The sequence below is a fragment of the Stenotrophomonas sp. GD03680 genome (genome assembly GCF_029844625.1).
GTDB lineage: Bacteria > Pseudomonadota > Gammaproteobacteria > Xanthomonadales > Xanthomonadaceae > Stenotrophomonas > Stenotrophomonas maltophilia_P.
Genome location: NZ_JAOCKC010000006.1, coordinates 1 through 17,097 on the forward strand (window position 1 = coordinate 1; position 17,097 = coordinate 17,097).

Consider the following 17,097-nt stretch of genomic DNA (forward strand, 5'->3'; position numbering starts at 1 on the left):
AAACCCCGCTGCTCACGCAACGGGGTTTTTCTTTATGCGTTTCAGCAGCCGATGTTTCAGCCGGCGCTGCCGTGTCCCAGGAACGGCTGGATCACTGCCGCGATCTGGGCGGGCGCTTCCATATGCAGGTGATGGTTGCCCGGAAACACGGCCAGGCGCCCGTCGCGCAGGTGCTGCAGTCGCTCGCTGCGCATCGGCTCGGGATAGTACGACTGCGCGGGAGTCGCGTAGATCACCTGCGTAGGGCAGGCGATGGCCTGCAGCAGGTTGTCGATCTGGCCCTCGCTGAGCCGGATGGCGGTGGGCAGCATCAGGCGCGGATCGCTGCACCAGCGATAGCCGCCCTCTACGGGTTCGACCCCGCGCTCGACCAGCAGGCGCGCGCAGCCTTCACTGAGCTGGTTGGTCATCATCCGCGCGCGGATCGGCGCGGCAAGATCGGGAAAGACCCTAAGCTGCTTGCGCGATAGCGCGCGCGTGGCAGTCACATGCTCACGCAGCCGATGCGCGGTGTCCTCTTCCGGTCCCCGCAGGCCACCCAGCGCTTCGATGGCGACCAGGCGTTCAATGCGGTCACTGACCGCCGCCGTCAGGCTGGCGATGCCCGCACCCATCGAATGGCCGAGCAGGCTGAAGCGCTCCCAGCCCAGCGCGTCGGCCACGTCAAGCACGTGGCAGATCGCGGCAGCGGTGGTGTAGCTGCCGCCGGCCGGGAGATGGGCGCTGTGGCCATGGCCAGGCAGGTCGATGGCCACCAGATCCAGATGGGGCAGATGCGGCGCGAGTGGCACGAAGCTGGCGGCGTTATCCAACCACCCATGCAGGGCCAGCACACGCGGGCCCTCCCCGTGATTGCGCAGGCCGGCCACGCGCGCGCCGCCGACCTCGAGTTCGAACCCCTGCAGGCTCATGCCAGCGAGGCCACGGCCAGCCGTGCCAAGGCACGCGCGTGCTCGGATCCATCGTTGAGGCAGGGGATGTAACGCATCCGTGCGCCGCGTTCGGCGAGGGTTTCAGTGAATCCCATCTCGACTTCTTCCAGCGTTTCCAGACAGTCGGTGGCAAAGCCGGGACAGACCACGTCGATCTGCTTCACGCCGGCCTCGGCCAGCGCCCACAGGCTGGGTTCGGCATACGGCTGCAACCAGCGCTCGCGCCCGAAACGCGACTGGTAGCCGAGCTGCCACTCGCTCCGTTCCAGGCCCAGCGCATTGGCGATCGCCTGCGCACTGGCCTCGCAGCGCTGCGGATAGGGATCACCGCCATCGGCCAGGCGCTGTGGAATGCCGTGGAAGGAGAACATCAACATCTGGCCACGGCCATGCGCCTGCCAGTAGCGCTGGATGGAGGCTGCCACGGCTGCGACCCAGTCCGGGTCGACCGAGTAGTCCTGTACCAGGCTGACCGTGATGCCCGGATTCCTGCGCTGCCAGGCATCGACACGATCCTCCACCGATGCGGTGGTGGTGGTCGAATACTGGGGATAGAGCGGCAGCACGACGATGCGCCGCACGCCTTCCGCCGCCAGCCGGTCCAGTTCCGCGGTCAATGCGGGTTCGCCATAGCGCATCGCATGGCGCACGCGCAGGGTCGGCAGCAGAGCTTGCATGGCCTGCGCCAGCCGCCGGGTATGGACCATCAGCGGCGAGCCCTCGGGCAGCCAGACCTGGGCGTACTTGGCGGCCGAGCGGCCGCTGCGCAATGGCAGGATCAGGCCGCGCAGCAGCGGCTGCCACAGCAGCGCCGGAATCGACACCACGCGCGGGTCGGACAGGAACTCAGCCAGGTAACGGCGTACGGCGGGGGCCGTCGGCGTCTCGGGCGTGCCTAGGTTGACCGCCAGCACGGCGGTATCGGGTGCGTCGAGCATGGGGCTCATTGTCGCCGATCTGCCGCTGTATCGGGATGCAGGATCTGCATCGCAGGCATAGTCATCTCCGATGCGGGACCGATGACGCTCATTGCCGATTCATCACAACACTACTAATTTCAGTCACTTGCTATATCTTCCTATGGACTGACTTCTGGAGCCTGCCATGCGTCGCCCGATCCAAGCCCTGCTGATCGCCGCCAGCCTGCTGTCCAGCCAGGCCATGGCCGGGCCGCAGGAAGACCAGCGCGCCCGCAACGCGGTGCGTGTGCTGGCTGAAATCCAGGAAATCCCTGAACAGGGGATTCCGGACAAATTGCTCGACGAAGGCCGCGCGGTCATCGTCATTCCCGACACGATCAAGGCAGGCCTGGTCATTGGTGGCCGCCGTGGCCATGGCCTGATGTCGGTCCGCATGCCGAACGGCGCCTGGTCCAACCCGGTCTTCGTCAAGCTCACCGGCGGCAGCATTGGCTTCCAGGCCGGCGTGCAGTCGTCGGACGTGGTGCTGGTGTTCCGCAACGACCGCAGCCTGGACAACCTGGTCAACGGCAAGTTCACCCTGGGCGCCGATGCCGGTGTGGCGGCCGGTCCGGTCGGCCGCAATGCGGCCGCGGCCACCGACGGCCAGCTCAAGGCCGAAATCTGGTCGTGGTCGCGTGCGCGTGGCCTGTTCGCCGGCGTCGCCCTGGACGGTGCGGTGCTGCAGATCGACGATGCCGCCAACCTTGACGCCTATGGCAGCAACACCACGCCGCGGATGATCTTCGAGGGCCGGGCAGCAGGTGCGCCGTCGATGGATGTGGTCGCCTTCCGTGATCGCCTGGAGGAGGCGACCTATGCCGCGCGCAACAACCGCGGTGGCAATGGTGGCACGGCCTCGCGTCCGGCTCCGGCGCCGACGGTCGCACCGCCGCCTGTTCAGGCAGCCCCGGCGGTCCCGGCGGAAGCCACCACCGCGCCCCTGCAGAACGTGCCGCAGAACCCGCCGCCACAGCAGCAGGGCTTCCAGCCGGTCAATGAAGGCGAAATCCGCACGGAGACGCTGGGCGGGAACTGACTTTCGTCACGCGCGCCGGCTAACGGCCGGTGCGCTATGCTCGACAGCCTGATCACTAACGTAACGAGCGTCTTTATGGGCAGTTTCAGCATCTGGCATTGGTTGGTCGTGCTGGCCATCGTCCTGCTGGTGTTCGGCACCAAGCGTCTGACCAGCGGCGCCAAGGACCTCGGTTCGGCGGTCAAGGAATTCAAGAAGGGCATGCGCGACGAGGACAAGCCGAACGCGCAGCTGGGCGATGAGACGCGCAGCCAGGACGCCTCGCGCACCGCGCAGGACGAGCACGACCGCAACGCACGCTGATCCGGAGCGGTCGCGGTGTTTGATATCGGCTTCAGCGAACTGCTGGTCATTGCGGTGGTCGCCCTGGTGGTGCTCGGTCCCGAGCGTCTGCCCAAGGCGGCCCGTTTTGCCGGCCTGTGGGTCCGTCGTGCCCGCAATCAGTGGGACTCGGTGAAACAGGAACTGGAGCGCGAACTGCAGGCCGAAGAGATCAAGCGGCAGATGCAGGACGTGCGGCAGGGCATGCAGGACACCGAGAACCAGTTGCGTGCCAGCGGCGAGGCGATCCGTCGCGAAGCCGCGCAGGCACAGCAGCAGGGTGATGCGCTGGCGCAGGAGACGCGGGCACCGGCGCCGGCGGACCTGCCGCCGCATGTCAGCCAGGCACAGCAGGCTGCACCTCCCGCGTCCATGGGCGACGGCACTGCGGCCGATGCCGGCGGGGCGTCCGCTGCATCCGCAGCGGATGTAGACGACACCCGTCCGGTGCCAGCGTCGCAGAGCGAGGAGCGCGGCCGATGAGCGAACAGGATTTCGGCGAGAGCTCGCTGGTTGAGCATCTGGTGGAGCTTCGCGGCCGCCTGGTGCGTGCGCTGCTGGGCCTGGGCGTGGTGCTGCTGGCACTGCTGCCCTTTACCCAGAAGTTGTACAACGCGCTGGCCGAACCGCTGGTCTCGCAGCTGCCGAACGGCCAGACGATGATCGCCACCAACCCGGCCGGCGCCTTCTTCGCTCCGTTGAAGCTGACCTTCTTCGTCGCGCTGTTCGTGGCGGTGCCGTGGCTGCTGTACCAGCTGTGGGCCTTCGTCGCGCCGGGACTGTATGCCCGCGAGAAGCGTCTGGCGGTGCCGCTGCTGGTGTCGTCGGTGCTGCTGTTCTACACCGGTTGCGCCTTCGCGTACTTCCTGGTGTTGCCGGCGGTGTTCCACTTCCTCACCACCTTCAGCCCGGATGTCATCGCGATCACTCCGGATGCCAACGCTTACCTGGATTTCGTGCTGGCGATCTTCTTCGCCTTCGGTGGCAGCTTCGAGCTGCCGGTGGCGATGGTGATCCTGGTGCTGCTGGGATGGGTGACGCCGCAGCAGTTCAAGGAAGGCCGCGGCTACGCGATCGTGGGCATCTTCGTGGTGGCGGCCGTGCTGACGCCGCCGGACGTGGTCTCGCAGCTGATGCTGGCGATCCCGATGTGCCTGCTGTACGAACTGGGCATCCATGCCGCGCGATGGCTGGTGCCGTCCTCGGTGGTGAAGAAGCCCGCCGCGTGATCTGGCAGCGCCGGGCATGGCCCGGCCTGGGAGAGCCCGCCGGGCATGGCCCGGCGCTACCGTTGGGCGTGCTCAGGCGTGGAAGACGTCGTTTACCGGCGGCGTGGCCGGAACCGGCGGAGCGCCACGGCTGCCACGGTGCACGAACATCTGCTTCCAGGCGGCATACACCGCGCCGACGTACAGCGGCATCACCACGGTGGTCAGCAGCAGCTGGGCGATGAATACGGCAACCATCTGCCCCCCCAGCAGCATCGCGATCTGGATCACGATCACGAACAGGATGTAGCCGCAGAAGGCGGCGATCACGCCGAGCACGGCGAACACGGCCATCGCCGCGATGTTCTCGATGCAGCCCTGCAGGCTCAGGCGCAGCGCGTGCATGCCGCTCTGCTTGTCGAACACCACCAGCGCTGGCTGGGTGAACATCGCCAGGGTCAGGGCGATGGCGGTCACGAACACCAGCAGCATCCACAGTGCGATGCGCGTGGCCGGCAGCTGGGCGACCAGTTCGGCAGCGGCTTCGGGGCTGACCTGCTGGTTGCTGCGGGCGATCTCCTCCATCCGTGCCATGACGTCGCTGAAGGCAGCGAAGCCTTCGCGACCGATCATCAGGTACAGCAGCACGCCCAGCAGCAGGACCACCAGCACCTGGATCGCCAGCGGCACCAGCAGGTGGCTGACGCGGTGGTCACGGATCGGCTGCAGCAGGTGGGTGACCAGGCCGGGCCGGCCGTCGTCGATCTCGCCCATGGCGTACAGCATGCCGCCGAACATGATCGGCGAGACGGCCAGGGTCATCAGCTGCACGGCCAGACCGAGCGCGCCGGGCACCAGGGTGGACAGCAGGGTGACCACCCAGCTGACCAGCATCCAGGTCAGGCCGATCCGCGCCAGCTGCAGCGGTGCACGCCGGTACAGGGAGAACGTATCCAGCAACCACTGGGCGCCCGCCGAGGCCGGCAGCTTGCGAATCTCTTTCATGGACATCCGGAGAGGACAGAAGGGGAGCGGGCAGTACCCGCGCCGCCGATTATCCCTGTTTTGCCGCCGGCTGGGCTGAAGACTGCCGTGCCTGGCGGACGAAACGGCGCAGCAGCTGCCGGGCCAGGGGGGCGGCGCTGACCGCGCGCTCGATGCTGCGGGCGCAGCCACCATGGCGGCCGATGCAGTCGGCCCGCGCACGCACGTAGCCGCGCATGTGGTGGGTGGCGAACTCGGGATGGAACTGCACGCCCCACGCCTGCCGGCCCCAGCGGAAGGCATGGCAGCCATCCTGCGGCGAGCGTGCCAGCACGGCGGCCCCCTCGGGGGCACGCAGTACGGTCTGCAGATGGGTGGCGTGCGCCGCGAAATGCTGTGGCAGCCCCTGGAACAGGGGGTCCTGTGCTGCCTGCGGCTGCAGCTCCAGTTCGATGGTGCCCGACTCGCGTCCGGCGGGGTTGTAGGCCACTTCGCCGCCCAGCGCATGCGCCAGCAGCTGGTGCCCGTAGCAGATGCCGAACACCGGCACGTCATCGTGGGCGGCCTGCCGCAGCCACGCCGCGCTGCGCTCGCTCCAGTCGGCGTGGTCGGTGACGAAAGCGGCCGAGCCGGTCACCATCACTCCGGCGAACGCGCGCGGGTCGGGCAGGACGCCGCCGTGTTCGACATCGACCACCACCGTCTCGTGTTCTTCCAGGCCGGCGGCGACGCGGATCCAGTGCGGGAAACGCCCATAACGACGCAGCGAGGGCACTGGACGGCCGGTTTCAAGAATCAGGAAGGGCGCTGGGTTCATCCGGGGGCGGCAGGACAGACAGGACTTCCTCGATTGTAGTCAGCCCCTGCGCCACCTTTTCAAGCCCCGCCTGGCGCAGGGTTCGCAGGCCCTCGGCACGGGCGGCACGGCTGAAACCGGCCAGATCCATGTCGGCGCGGATCTGCGCGCGGAGCCGCGAACCCAATGGCAGCAACTCATACAGGCCGATGCGGCCGAGGAAACCGGTGCGCCGGCACTCCAGGCAACCGACCGGCCGACAGGGCGTGGCGGCATCTGGATATGCGGCATGGCTATCAGCCAGTACCGCCCAATCGGCGGCACCGAGCGTATGCGGCTGCTTGCAGTGCGGGCACAGGGTGCGCACCAGGCGCTGGGCGAGGATGCCGTTGACGGTGGAGGCCAGCAGGTAATGCGGCACGCCCAGGTCGAGCAGGCGGGTGATGGCCGAGGGGGCGTCGTTGGTGTGCAGGGTGGACAGCACCAGATGGCCCGTCAGCGACGCCTGTACCGCCATCTGCGCGGTTTCCAGGTCGCGGATCTCGCCGATCATGATGATGTCCGGATCCTGCCGCAGCAGGGTGCGTACGCCGCTGGCGAAGTCCAGGTCGATGTTGGTCTGCACCTGCATCTGGTTGAACTCCGGCGCGATCATCTCGATCGGATCCTCCACCGTGCACACGTTCACGTCCGGGGTGGCCAGGCGCTTGAGCGTGGAGTACAGGGTGGTGGTCTTGCCGGAGCCGGTCGGGCCGGTCACCAGCACGATGCCGTGCGGACGCTCGACCAGGGCGTTCCAGCCGGCAGCCTCCTGCGGGCTGAAACCCAGCTGGTCGATGCTCTTGAACGCCGCATCCGGGTCGAAGATGCGCATCACGCACTTCTCGCCGAACGCTGTGGGCATGGTCGACAGGCGCATTTCCACCTCGCGCCCGCCCGGTGACCGGGTCTTGATGCGGCCATCCTGCGGCCGGCGACGCTCGGCCAGGTCCATGCGGCCCAGCACCTTGATGCGGCTGACCACGGCGGTCATCACCGCCGGTGGCACCTCGAACACCTTGTGCAGCACGCCATCGATGCGGAACCGCATGCGGCCCATGTCGCGGCGCGGTTCCAGGTGGATGTCCGACGCACGCTGCTCATAGGCGTACTGCAGCAGCCAGTCGACGATGTGCACGATGTGCTGGTCGTCGGCATTGACGTCGCCGGTGCGGCCGAGCTCGACCAGCTGCTCGAAGCTGGGCAGGGCGGTGTTCACCTCGCCGCGCACGTCGCCGCGCGCGCCACGCACCGAGCGCGTGACGCCGTAGAACTCCATGGTGTAGCGGTGCAGGTCCAGCGGATTGACCACGGCCAGCTCGATGCGGCGGCGGGTCAGGTGCTGCAGGTCGCGGCGCCATTCCTGTACCAGCGGTTCGCTGGTGGCCACCAGCACGCGTTCGGCGTCCACCGCCAGTGGCAGGAAGCGATGGCGGCGCGCATAGGCGTGCGAAACCAGGGCCGTGACCGCCGCCACATCGACGCGGGTCGGGTCGATGCGCAGGTAGCGGGTGCCGGTGCGTCGCGCCAGCCACTCGGTGAGGCGTTCCAGGGTGAGTTCGCCGCCATCGCTGGCGGCAAGCTTGAGGTTGGACAGCAGTACCAGCGGATGGACTTCACTGGCGTTGCGGGCGCCCTGCGCGGAAAACCGCACGCGCTCGCGGTCCTGCCCGGCCACCAGGCCATCGGCCAGCAGTGCGGCCGAGACCTGTTCGAACAGCAGGCGGCCCCACGGCAGCGGTACCGCGCCGGGCTCGCCGGGCGTGCCCGCCGGCAGCCGATGTTCCATCTGCCTGCTCCTCCCGGGTACGGAATGCCCCGCAGGTCGGCCGTTATACTAGCGCACCCCCTTGCCGGCCAAGAATCGTCCGCATGTCCGCGACCCCGACCGTTCCGATCACCTTCCAGGGCCTGATCCAGACCCTGAACCAGTTCTGGGCCCAGCAGGGCTGCGTGCTCATCCAGCCGCTCGACCTGGAGGTGGGCGCCGGTACGTTCCACCCGGCGACCTTCCTGCGTGCGATCGGTCCGGAAGGCTGGAACGCGGCCTACGTGCAGCCCTCGCGCCGTCCCACCGACGGCCGTTACGGCGAGAACCCGAACCGCCTGCAGCGCTATTACCAGTACCAGGTGGCGATGAAGCCGGCGCCGGACAACATCCAGCAGCTGTACCTGGATTCGCTGCAGGCGCTGGGCATCGACCCGCTGGTGCACGACCTGCGCTTCGTCGAGGACAACTGGGAGTCGCCGACCCTGGGTGCCTGGGGCCTGGGCTGGGAGGTCTGGCTCAACGGCATGGAAGTGACCCAGTTCACCTACTTCCAGCAGGCCGGTGGCCTGGAGTGCCGCCCGGTGCTGGGCGAGATCACCTACGGTCTCGAGCGCCTGTGCATGTACCTGCAGAACTGCGACAACGTCTACGACCTGGTGTGGACCTACGGGCCGGACGGACAGCCGGTGACCTACGGTGACGTCTATCACCAGAACGAGGTGGAGCAGAGCACCTACAACTTCGAGCATGCCGACGTGGAAGAAATGTTCCACCGCTTCGACGCCTGCGAGCGCGAGGCGCAGAAGCTGGTCGAAGTGGGCCTGCCGCTGCCGGCCTACGAGCAGGTGATGAAGGCCAGCCACACGTTCAACCTGCTGGATGCGCGCCGCGCCATCAGCGTGACCGAACGCCAACGCTACATCCTGCGCGTGCGTGCGCTGGCCCAGGCGGTGGCCCGGGCCTACTACGAGCAGCGCGAGAAGCTGGGCTTCCCGGGCGCGAAGAAAGCCTGACGGCCGCTCTCCCACCCTGCTTTTCATCACCCCCGGGGCGCCGGACGCGTTGCGCGCTGCGCCCCCCACCACAGGATCGAACCGATGAGCCAATTGTCCCCCCTGCTGATCGAACTGGGCACCGAGGAGTTGCCGGTCAAGGCGCTGCCGGGCCTGGCCCAGGCGTTTTTCGACGGTGTTGTCGAAGGCCTGCGCAAGCGCGGCATTGCACTGGACACGGGCGATGCACGCCCGCTGTCCACCCCGCGCCGGTTGGCCGTGCTGCTGCCGGGCGTCGGCCTGGAACAGCCGGAGCAGCACAGCGAAGTGCTGGGCCCGTACCTGAACATCGCGCTGGATGCAGAAGGCCAGCCGACCAAGGCGTTGCAGGGCTTCGCCGCCAAGGCCGGCATCGACTGGACCGCGCTGGAGAAGACCACCGACAACAAGGGCGAGCGTTTCGTGCATCGCGCGGTGACGCCGGGCGCGAGCACCGCCGATCTGCTGCCTGAGATCCTGCGCGAGGCCATCGCCGCCATGCCGATCCCCAAGCCGATGCGCTGGGGCGACCACCCGTGGGGCTTCGCGCGGCCGGTGCATTGGCTGGTGCTGCTGCACGGCAAGGACGTGGTCGCGGCCGAGTTGTTCGGCCTCACGGCCGACCGCATGAGCCGTGGCCATCGCTTCCACCATGACAAGACCGTGTGGCTGACCCAGCCGCAGGACTACGTCGAATCGCTGCGCGCGGCCCATGTGCTGGTCGACCCGGCCGAGCGCCGCGCGCGCATCGTCGCCGAGGTCGAAGCCGCCGCCGGCAAGGCTGGCGGCAGTGCGCGCATCACCGAGGACAACCTGGAGCAGGTGGTGAACCTGGTCGAGTGGCCCTCGGCAGTGCTGTGCAGCTTCGAGCGCGCCTTCCTGGCCGTGCCGCAGGAAGCGTTGATCGAAACGATGGAGATCAACCAGAAGTTCTTCCCGGTGCTGGATGACGCGGGCACGCTGACCGAGAGGTTCATCGGCATCGCCAACATCGAGTCGAAGGATGTGGCCGAAGTGGCCAAGGGCTACGAACGCGTGATCCGCCCGCGCTTCGCCGATGCCAAGTTCTTCTTCGATGAAGACCTGAAGCAGGGGCTGGCCGCGATGGGCGAGGGCCTGAAGACCGTGACCTACCAGGCCAAGCTGGGCAGCGTGGCGGACAAGGTCGCGCGCGTGGCGGCGCTGGCCGAAGCGGTTGCCGTGCAGGTGGGTGCCGATCCGGTGCAGGCCCGCCGCAGCGCGGAGCTGGCCAAGAACGACCTGCAGTCGCGCATGGTCAACGAGTTCCCGGAACTGCAGGGCATCGCCGGCCGCCATTACGCGGTGGCGGGCGGAGAATCGCCGGACGTGGCGCTGGCCCTCGACGAGGCGTACCAGCCGCGCTTCGGTGGCGATGACATCGCGCTGTCGCCGCTGGGCAAGGTGCTGGCCATCGCCGAGCGTGTGGACACACTGGCCGGCGGGTTCGCGGCGGGCCTGAAGCCGACCGGCAACAAGGATCCCTTTGCCCTGCGCCGCAACGCACTGGGCCTGGCCCGTACGATCATCGAGAGTGGCTTCGAGCTGGACCTGCGCGCGCTGCTGGCCAGCGCCAACCAGGGCCTGGCTGCGCGTGGCGTGCAGGCCGATGTGGGTGAGCTGTACGACTTCATCCTGGATCGCCTGAAGGGCTATTACGCCGACAAGGGCGTGCCGGCCACCCACTTCAACGCGGTTGCCGAACTGAAGCCGGCGTCGCTGTACGACTTCGATCGCCGCCTCGACGCGATCGGCACGTTTGCAGCGCTGCCCGAGGCCGAGGCCCTGGCCGCCGCGAACAAGCGCATCCGCAACATCCTCCGTAAGGCTGAAGGCGACATTCCGGGCCAGATCGACCCGTCGCTGCTGCAGGAGGAGGCCGAGCGCGCGCTGGCCGAAGCCGTCACCGCCGCCATCGACGACACGGGCGCCAGCCTGCATCAGAAGGACTACGTGGCCGTGCTGGCCCGCCTGGCCCGCCTGCGCCCGCAGGTCGATGCATTCTTCGATGGTGTGATGGTCAATGCCGAAGACCCCGCACTGCGCGGCAATCGCCTGGCGCTGCTGACCCTGCTGGGCGAGCGACTGGGCAAGGTCGCCGCGATCGAGCATCTGTCGAGCTGAGTGGTCGCGCCGGGCTACGCCCGGCGAGCGCGCGGTGTGGTGCCGGAAGAAGCCGCCGGGCATGGCCCGGCGCTACCGACGTCATGCGGATGATGTCGGCAGCGCGTATTTTGACCGCCACTTAACAACCGATGCCTGAAGACGTGATGCATTTCGCATCGTCACGTTGGGTCGGTATGCTGTGCCGCATGCAGCCAAAGAAATACGCCCTGCCGCTGATGGTCCTGTCGCTGGTCGCCACCCCCGTGGCCCACGCGCGCGGCACCATCGACAAGGTGGACATCAAGGGATTGGACAAGGGCGACGACGCCGCGATCATCGAGAACATCCAGGAATCGCTCACGCTGTACGACACGATCGGCAAGGAGCAGGGTGAATCGCGGCTGGAGTACCTGCTGTCACAGGCCGAGCGGCAGACCCGGCAGGCGTTGGAGCCGTTCGGGTACTACAACCCGGTGATCACGGTGGAGGCGCCGCGCCAGGACGAGCATGTGCAGGTGCTGATCCACGTCGACAAGGGCACGCCGGTGACGGTGCGGCGCGAGCATATCGACATCACCGGCCCGGCCATGTACGACCAGTACCTGCAGGATGACCTGACCGCCTTCAAGCCGCGCAAGGGCCAGCGTTTCGAACATACCCAGTACGAAGCCAGCAAGATCACCATCACCCGCCGCCTGGCCGAGCGTGGCTACTTCGATGCCGATTACACCCAGCGCCAGGTACAGATCACCCGCGCCGACAACGCCGCGGACATCGACCTGACCTGGGACAGCGGCCGCCGCTACAACATGGGCCCGGTCCGGTTCGAGCAGGATTACTTCGTCGACAAGCTGTTCGATCCGCTGGTGTACTGGGAACAGGGCAGCTACTACCACGAAGGCAAGCTGGACCGGCTGCGCGAGTCGCTGACCAAGCTCGACTACTTCAGCGTGATCGACATCCAGCCGCGGCCGGACCAGGCCGACGACAATGGTGAGGTGCCGGTCGACGTCAAGCTGACCCGTGCCAAGCGCACGATCTACACCGCGGGCCTGAGCTACGGCAGCGAGAGTGGTCCCGGTGTACGCGGCGGTGTCGAGCGGCGGTTCCTCAACAACCGCGGCCACAAGATGAACACCCAGCTGGACTATGCGCAGAAGCGCAAGAGCCTGGTGACCAGCTACCGGATTCCCGCGTTCGCCTGGCTTGATGGCTGGTATACCTTCGCCGCCAGCGCCTACGACGAGCAGACCGACTACATCGACCTGCGCAACTTCAAGCTGATCGCCAGCCGCAGCGGCGAGATCAACGAATACTGGACCGCGATCGCGTCGGTCAACGCGCTGCGCGAGCGCTGGCGCTATGCATCGGGTACCGAGTTCACCGACGCGGTCTACAACACCTCCACGCTGGTCTATCCGCAGCTGGTGGCCGACTACGTCAATGTCGATGATCAGATGTTCCCGCGCAAAGGCATCAGCGGCACGGCCACCGTGCGCGCGGGCGTTGAAGGCGCCGGCTCCGATACCAGCTTCGTGCAGGCCAATGCCGTGCTTCGCTGGTACGTTCCGGTGGGCGAAAGCAATCGCCTGATCCTGCGTGGCGAGGGGGGCACCACCTGGACCAGCGATCTGGTGGCGATGCCACCCAGCCTGCGCTACTTCGCTGGCGGTGACCGCAGCATCCGTGGCTATGCCTACCGCGAGGTGGGCCCGCGCACGCCCGCGCCGGACAAGTACGCGCTGGGTGCCAAGAACCTGGTGATCGGCTCGGCCGAGTACGAGCACTACTTCAACGGTGGCCCCTGGGGTGCGGCGGTGTTCGTCGACACCGGCAGTGCCTTCGACAACACCATCGACCTGCATACCGGTGTGGGCTTCGGCGTGCGCTGGAAGTCGCCGGTGGGCCCGGTGCGCATCGACGTGGCCCACGGCCTGAACAACCCGGATTCGCAGTTCCAGCTGTATCTGAACATCGGAGCGGACCTGTGAGCACGCCCGCACAGACCCCGGGAACACCGCCGCCGCGCGTGCGCTTCTATCGCCGCCGCCGCTTCTGGGCATGGTCCGGCGTGGGCGTGCTGGGCCTGGTCCTGCTCGGCCTGCTGCTGCTGTACTGGCTGCTGCAGACCGTGGCCGGCCGTGACGTGCTGCTGGCGCAGGTGGTCGCGCGCCTGCCGGTGGGTGCCAGCTTCACCTGGGACAAGGTGGACGGACCGGTGGCCGGCCCGCTGACGCTCTACAACGTCGACTTCCGCTATGACGACATCCACTTCCATGCCGAGCGCGCGTACCTGGAGCCGGACCTGCGCCCGCTGCTGGGCCGCAAACTGCTGCTCGACAGGCTGGAACTGACCAATGCCTCGCTGAACCTGGCCAAGAGCGAGGAGCCGTTCAAGCTGCCGTCGTGGCCGGACTCGCTGCCGCAGATCGAGATGCCGCTGGCCATCCAGGCCGACGCCATCGCCATCGACGGTTTCCGGGTGACCCAGACCGGTGAACCGGTGATCGACATCAGCCGCGTGCGCGGCGGCGTGGAAATCGCCAACGGCGAATTCCAGGCGCGCGCGCTGGTCGTGGACAGCGATATGGGCAACTTCACCGCCCAGGGCCGCTACATCCCGGCCAAGGACTACGACACCGACGTGACCGTCACCGCGGTGCTGCCGGCGCCGCGTGGGCGCACGGCCGCCACGCTCGGCCTGGTTGCACGGGGCAATCTGGCGCACATGGAAGTGGCCGTGGCCGGGCGCGCGCCCAAACCGCTGCATGCGATGCTGGTGTTTGACGGGCGGACCGATCCGAGCTGGAGCGCGACCGTGCGCAGCGACGAACTGGACCCGGCTCTGCTGTCGCCAGCGCTCGCGGGTTCGGCCATCGCGCCACTCGCGCTGGATTTCAGCGCCACCGGCAAGGGCGGCAACGCCCAGCTGCGCGGCACGGTGAAGCAGGGCGAGCAGGCGCTGGAGCTGGCGCCCTCGGTCATCTCGCTGCAGGACCAGGTGCTGAAGGTCTCGCCGCTGGTGGTGAAGGGACTGGGGGGCGAGGCACGCCTGGAAGGTACCGCTGATTTCAGCCAGGAAGACCAGCAGAAACTCGATTTCTCGGTCATCGCCCATGATCTGACCTGGGTGCCGGCGGAGGATCCGAACACCGCCGGTGGTCCGCCCGTACCGGTGACACTGAAGGAAGCCCGCTTCGGCCTGGCAGGGACGTTGAAGGCATGGGCTGCGATCGGTCGTGCCGACGTGGAGCGTGAGCAGCAGAAGGCGCAGCTGCGCTTCGACGTACGCGGCAACGACCAGGCGGCCTCGATCCGCGAGCTGCAGGCGCAGACGCCCGGCGGGCAGTTGCAGGTGGAGGGCCAGGTGGCATGGGCACCGCAGCTGGACTGGGATGCCAAGGCCACATTGAAGGACTTCGATCCGGGCTATTTCGTGCCTGGATGGAATGGCCGGCTGTCGGGCAATTTGGCGTCCAAGGGCCGCCAGCTGCCGCCGCCGGCAAATGCCCCGCCGGGTACTGCCGGCACGCTGGAAGCCACGGTCGATCTGCCGTCGCTGAAGGGCGTGCTGCGTCAGCGCAACCTTGATGCGCAGGGCAAGTTCGCGCTGCAGGGCGAACAGGGCCAGGGCGAGCTGAAGCTGGCCGTCGGCAGCAGCCGGGTCACCGCCTCGGGCAAGGTGGGCGACCGCCTGGACATCGACGCACGTTTCGAACCGCTGCAGCTGAGCGACCTGCTGCCTGGCGCCGATGGCGGCCTGCGCGGGCAGGTACAGGTGACCGGCCCGCGTGACGCACCGGACATCACCGCGGACCTGGTCGGCAACAACCTCAACTGGGATGGCTATGGCGCCGAGAGCCTGAGCATCAAGGGGCGGCTGCCGTGGCGCGGCGACAGCGGCACGCTGGCCGTGCAGGGACAGCAGGTCAACGCCGGCATGCTGCTGGAACGGTTGAACATCGATGCGCAGGGCAGCGTGTCGAACCTGCGCCTGGCGGCACAGACCCGCAACGAACTGGGCGCGATCGACCTGCAGGGCAGCGTGCGCCAGCAGGGCCAGCAATGGCGGGGCGAACTGGCTTCGCTGCGTATCGCACCGGTGAAGGGCGATGCCTGGGCGCTGCGCGCGCCGGCCGCCTTCGCCATCAACAATGGCAGCTACACGCTGGCCGAGGCCTGCCTGGCTGCCGCCAGCAGCGGGGCGCTCTGTGCGCAGGCGAACTGGCCGCGCGAGGGCCTGGTGGTGCGCGGCGATGCGTTGCCGCTGGCACTGGTGCAGCCGTGGCTGCCGCCGCAGTCCGGACGTCGCATCTACCTGCGCGGCGAGCTCGGTCTGGATGCGCAGATCCGGCCGCGCGGCAATGCGTGGGAAGGACACGTCGAAGTGCGTTCGCTGGAGGGCGGGGTGCGCCTGGGCGAGAACCGCAACGTCGGTGGCGACAGCACCCGGGGCGAACTGGTGCGTTATGACCAGTTCTCGCTGAGGCTGGACATGACCCCGGCCAGCATCAAGGGCTATCTGGGCATGGGCTTCCAGGGCAACGGCTTCGTCGATGCCAGGATGCAGACCGGCTGGGAAGCCAGCGCGCCGTTGAACGGTGAGCTCTACCTCAACATGTCGCGGCTGTACTGGCTGGAGCTGTTCTCGCCGGACATCGTGCGCCCGACCGGCCTGATCGAGGGCCACGTGAGCCTGCGCGGTACCCGTGGCCAGCCATCGCTGGGCGGCGACGCGCAGCTGAGCAATTTCAAGGGCGAATTCCCCGCGCTGGGGCTGACGTTCGACCAGGGCAAGGGCAGCTTCGTCGCCCAGCCCGACGGCTCGGCCAAGATCACCGCGCAGGCCAACTCGGGCCAGGGCACGCTGTATGTCGATGGCGGCCTGTCCTGGTTCGGTGATGCGCAGCCGCTGCAACTGAAGATCCACGGCGAGAACGTGCTGCTGTCCAATACCAGCGAACTGCGCATCGTCGCCAACCCCAATCTGGACTTCACCCTGGCCAAGGCCGCGATGGAGCTGCGTGGCACCGTGCATGTGCCGGAGGCGGACATCGATCTTGAGCGGCTGGATCGCGGGACGTCGGTTTCCGAGGACGTGGTGGTGCTGGACCCGGCCGATCCGGAGGAATCGCGCACCTCGCCGCTGGACATGGACCTGACCGTCAGCCTGGGCGACAAGGTGAAGATGACCGGCTTCGGCCTGAAGGGCGCGCTGACCGGCAAGATGCAGGTCTGGGCCAAGCCCGGTCGCGAGATGACCGCCAATGGCGGGCTGGAGGTCAGTGGCCGCTACAAGGCCTATGGCCAGGACCTGACCATCACCCGCGGCAACCTCAACTGGAACTACAACGCCGTATCCGACCCGCGCATCAACATCCGCGCCGAGCGCCGGATCGGTGATGTCACCGCTGGCATCGACGTGACCGGCCGTGCACAGCAGCCGCGTGCGGACGTGTGGTCCGACCCGGCGATGTCGCAGTCCGAAGCGCTGGCCTATCTGGTGCTGGGCCGCAGCCTCACCGGTGCCAGCAGCGACCAGGCCCAGCAGGTCAATGCAGCCTCGGCCGCACTGTCGGCCGGCAGCGGCCTGCTGGCGTCGCAGCTGGGGGCCAAGCTGGGCTTGGACGATGCAGGCGTGAGCCAATCGCGCGCGCTGGGCGGATCGGTGATCGGCGTGGGCAAGTACATCTCGCCCAAGCTGTATGTGGGCTATGGCGTATCGCTGGTCGGCGCCGGTTCGGTGATCACCCTGAAGTATCTGCTGCGCCGCGGTTTCGACGTGGAAGTGGAGTCGAGCACGGTGGAAAACCGCGGCTCGATCAACTGGCGGCGGGAGAAGTAACCCGCCGCCATCGACCGGTAGCGCCGGGCCGCGCCCGGCCCCCAACCA

General features: G+C 67.8%; 13 protein-coding genes. 8 read left to right on the plus strand and 5 right to left on the minus strand.

Annotation, left to right across the window (positions count from 1 at the left end; genetic code table 11):
• Window positions 1-56: 56 nt before the first annotated feature.
• Window positions 57-911 (minus strand): alpha/beta hydrolase, encoded by an 855-nt coding sequence (locus N5J29_RS09640; protein WP_164150406.1) that lies wholly within the window; start codon window positions 909-911, stop codon window positions 57-59.
• Window positions 908-1,870, minus strand: coding sequence for a ferrochelatase (gene hemH, locus N5J29_RS09645; protein WP_164150559.1), 963 nt, complete (start codon window positions 1,868-1,870; stop codon window positions 908-910). Before hemH ends, N5J29_RS09640 begins: the two co-directional genes overlap by 4 nt.
• A gap of 166 nt (window positions 1,871-2,036) precedes the next feature.
• On the opposite strand from hemH, the gene N5J29_RS09650 reads away from it, so the two are divergent.
• From N5J29_RS09650 to tatC, 4 genes are all read left to right on the plus strand, one after another.
• On the plus strand, window positions 2,037-2,930 hold the full coding sequence (locus tag N5J29_RS09650) for a YSC84-related protein (RefSeq protein ID WP_053517681.1): 894 nt from the start codon (window positions 2,037-2,039) through the stop codon (window positions 2,928-2,930).
• 75 nt (window positions 2,931-3,005) lie between these two features.
• Window positions 3,006-3,233 carry a Sec-independent protein translocase subunit TatA gene (tatA, locus tag N5J29_RS09655; protein ID WP_053517682.1) on the plus strand — a complete coding sequence of 76 codons (228 nt, stop codon included), beginning with the start codon at window positions 3,006-3,008 and terminating at the stop codon, window positions 3,231-3,233.
• Between the two features lie 15 nt (window positions 3,234-3,248).
• Window positions 3,249-3,734 (plus strand): Sec-independent protein translocase protein TatB, encoded by a 486-nt coding sequence (gene tatB, locus N5J29_RS09660; protein ID WP_065181400.1) that lies wholly within the window; start codon window positions 3,249-3,251, stop codon window positions 3,732-3,734.
• Complete coding sequence (gene tatC / locus N5J29_RS09665) at window positions 3,731-4,480, plus strand: twin-arginine translocase subunit TatC (protein ID WP_010482410.1); 750 nt, start codon at window positions 3,731-3,733, stop codon at window positions 4,478-4,480. Before tatB ends, tatC begins: the two co-directional genes overlap by 4 nt.
• A 72-nt stretch (window positions 4,481-4,552) precedes the next feature.
• Here tatC and N5J29_RS09670 read toward each other — a convergent pair whose 3' ends face one another.
• The 3 genes from N5J29_RS09670 to N5J29_RS09680 are packed head-to-tail and all read right to left on the minus strand — an operon-like array spanning window position 4,553 to window position 8,067.
• Window positions 4,553-5,464 carry a BPSS1780 family membrane protein gene (locus N5J29_RS09670; protein WP_164150408.1) on the minus strand — a complete coding sequence of 304 codons (912 nt, stop codon included), beginning with the start codon at window positions 5,462-5,464 and terminating at the stop codon, window positions 4,553-4,555.
• Window positions 5,465-5,513: 49 nt separating this feature from the next.
• Entirely contained in the window at window positions 5,514-6,260 is a 747-nt protein-coding gene (locus tag N5J29_RS09675) for a glutamine amidotransferase (RefSeq protein ID WP_053517686.1), read from the minus strand.
• On the minus strand, window positions 6,232-8,067 hold the full coding sequence (locus tag N5J29_RS09680; protein ID WP_111187173.1) for a GspE/PulE family protein: 1,836 nt from the start codon (window positions 8,065-8,067) through the stop codon (window positions 6,232-6,234). The genes N5J29_RS09675 and N5J29_RS09680 overlap by 29 nt, the downstream gene beginning before the upstream one ends.
• A gap of 83 nt (window positions 8,068-8,150) precedes the next feature.
• On the opposite strand from N5J29_RS09680, the gene glyQ reads away from it, so the two are divergent.
• The 4 genes from glyQ (at window position 8,151) to N5J29_RS09700 (ending at window position 17,049) form a co-directional block, all read left to right on the plus strand.
• Window positions 8,151-9,062, plus strand: coding sequence for a glycine--tRNA ligase subunit alpha (glyQ, locus tag N5J29_RS09685; RefSeq protein WP_053517689.1), 912 nt, complete (start codon window positions 8,151-8,153; stop codon window positions 9,060-9,062).
• A gap of 84 nt (window positions 9,063-9,146) precedes the next feature.
• Window positions 9,147-11,222 carry a glycine--tRNA ligase subunit beta gene (gene glyS, locus N5J29_RS09690; RefSeq protein WP_164150411.1) on the plus strand — a complete coding sequence of 692 codons (2,076 nt, stop codon included), beginning with the start codon at window positions 9,147-9,149 and terminating at the stop codon, window positions 11,220-11,222.
• Between the two features lie 176 nt (window positions 11,223-11,398).
• On the plus strand, window positions 11,399-13,195 hold the full coding sequence (locus N5J29_RS09695) for an autotransporter assembly complex family protein (RefSeq protein ID WP_164150413.1): 1,797 nt from the start codon (window positions 11,399-11,401) through the stop codon (window positions 13,193-13,195).
• Window positions 13,192-17,049 carry a translocation/assembly module TamB domain-containing protein gene (locus N5J29_RS09700; RefSeq protein WP_164150416.1) on the plus strand — a complete coding sequence of 1,286 codons (3,858 nt, stop codon included), beginning with the start codon at window positions 13,192-13,194 and terminating at the stop codon, window positions 17,047-17,049. Before N5J29_RS09695 ends, N5J29_RS09700 begins: the two co-directional genes overlap by 4 nt.
• The last annotated feature ends 48 nt before the right edge of the window (window positions 17,050-17,097 follow it).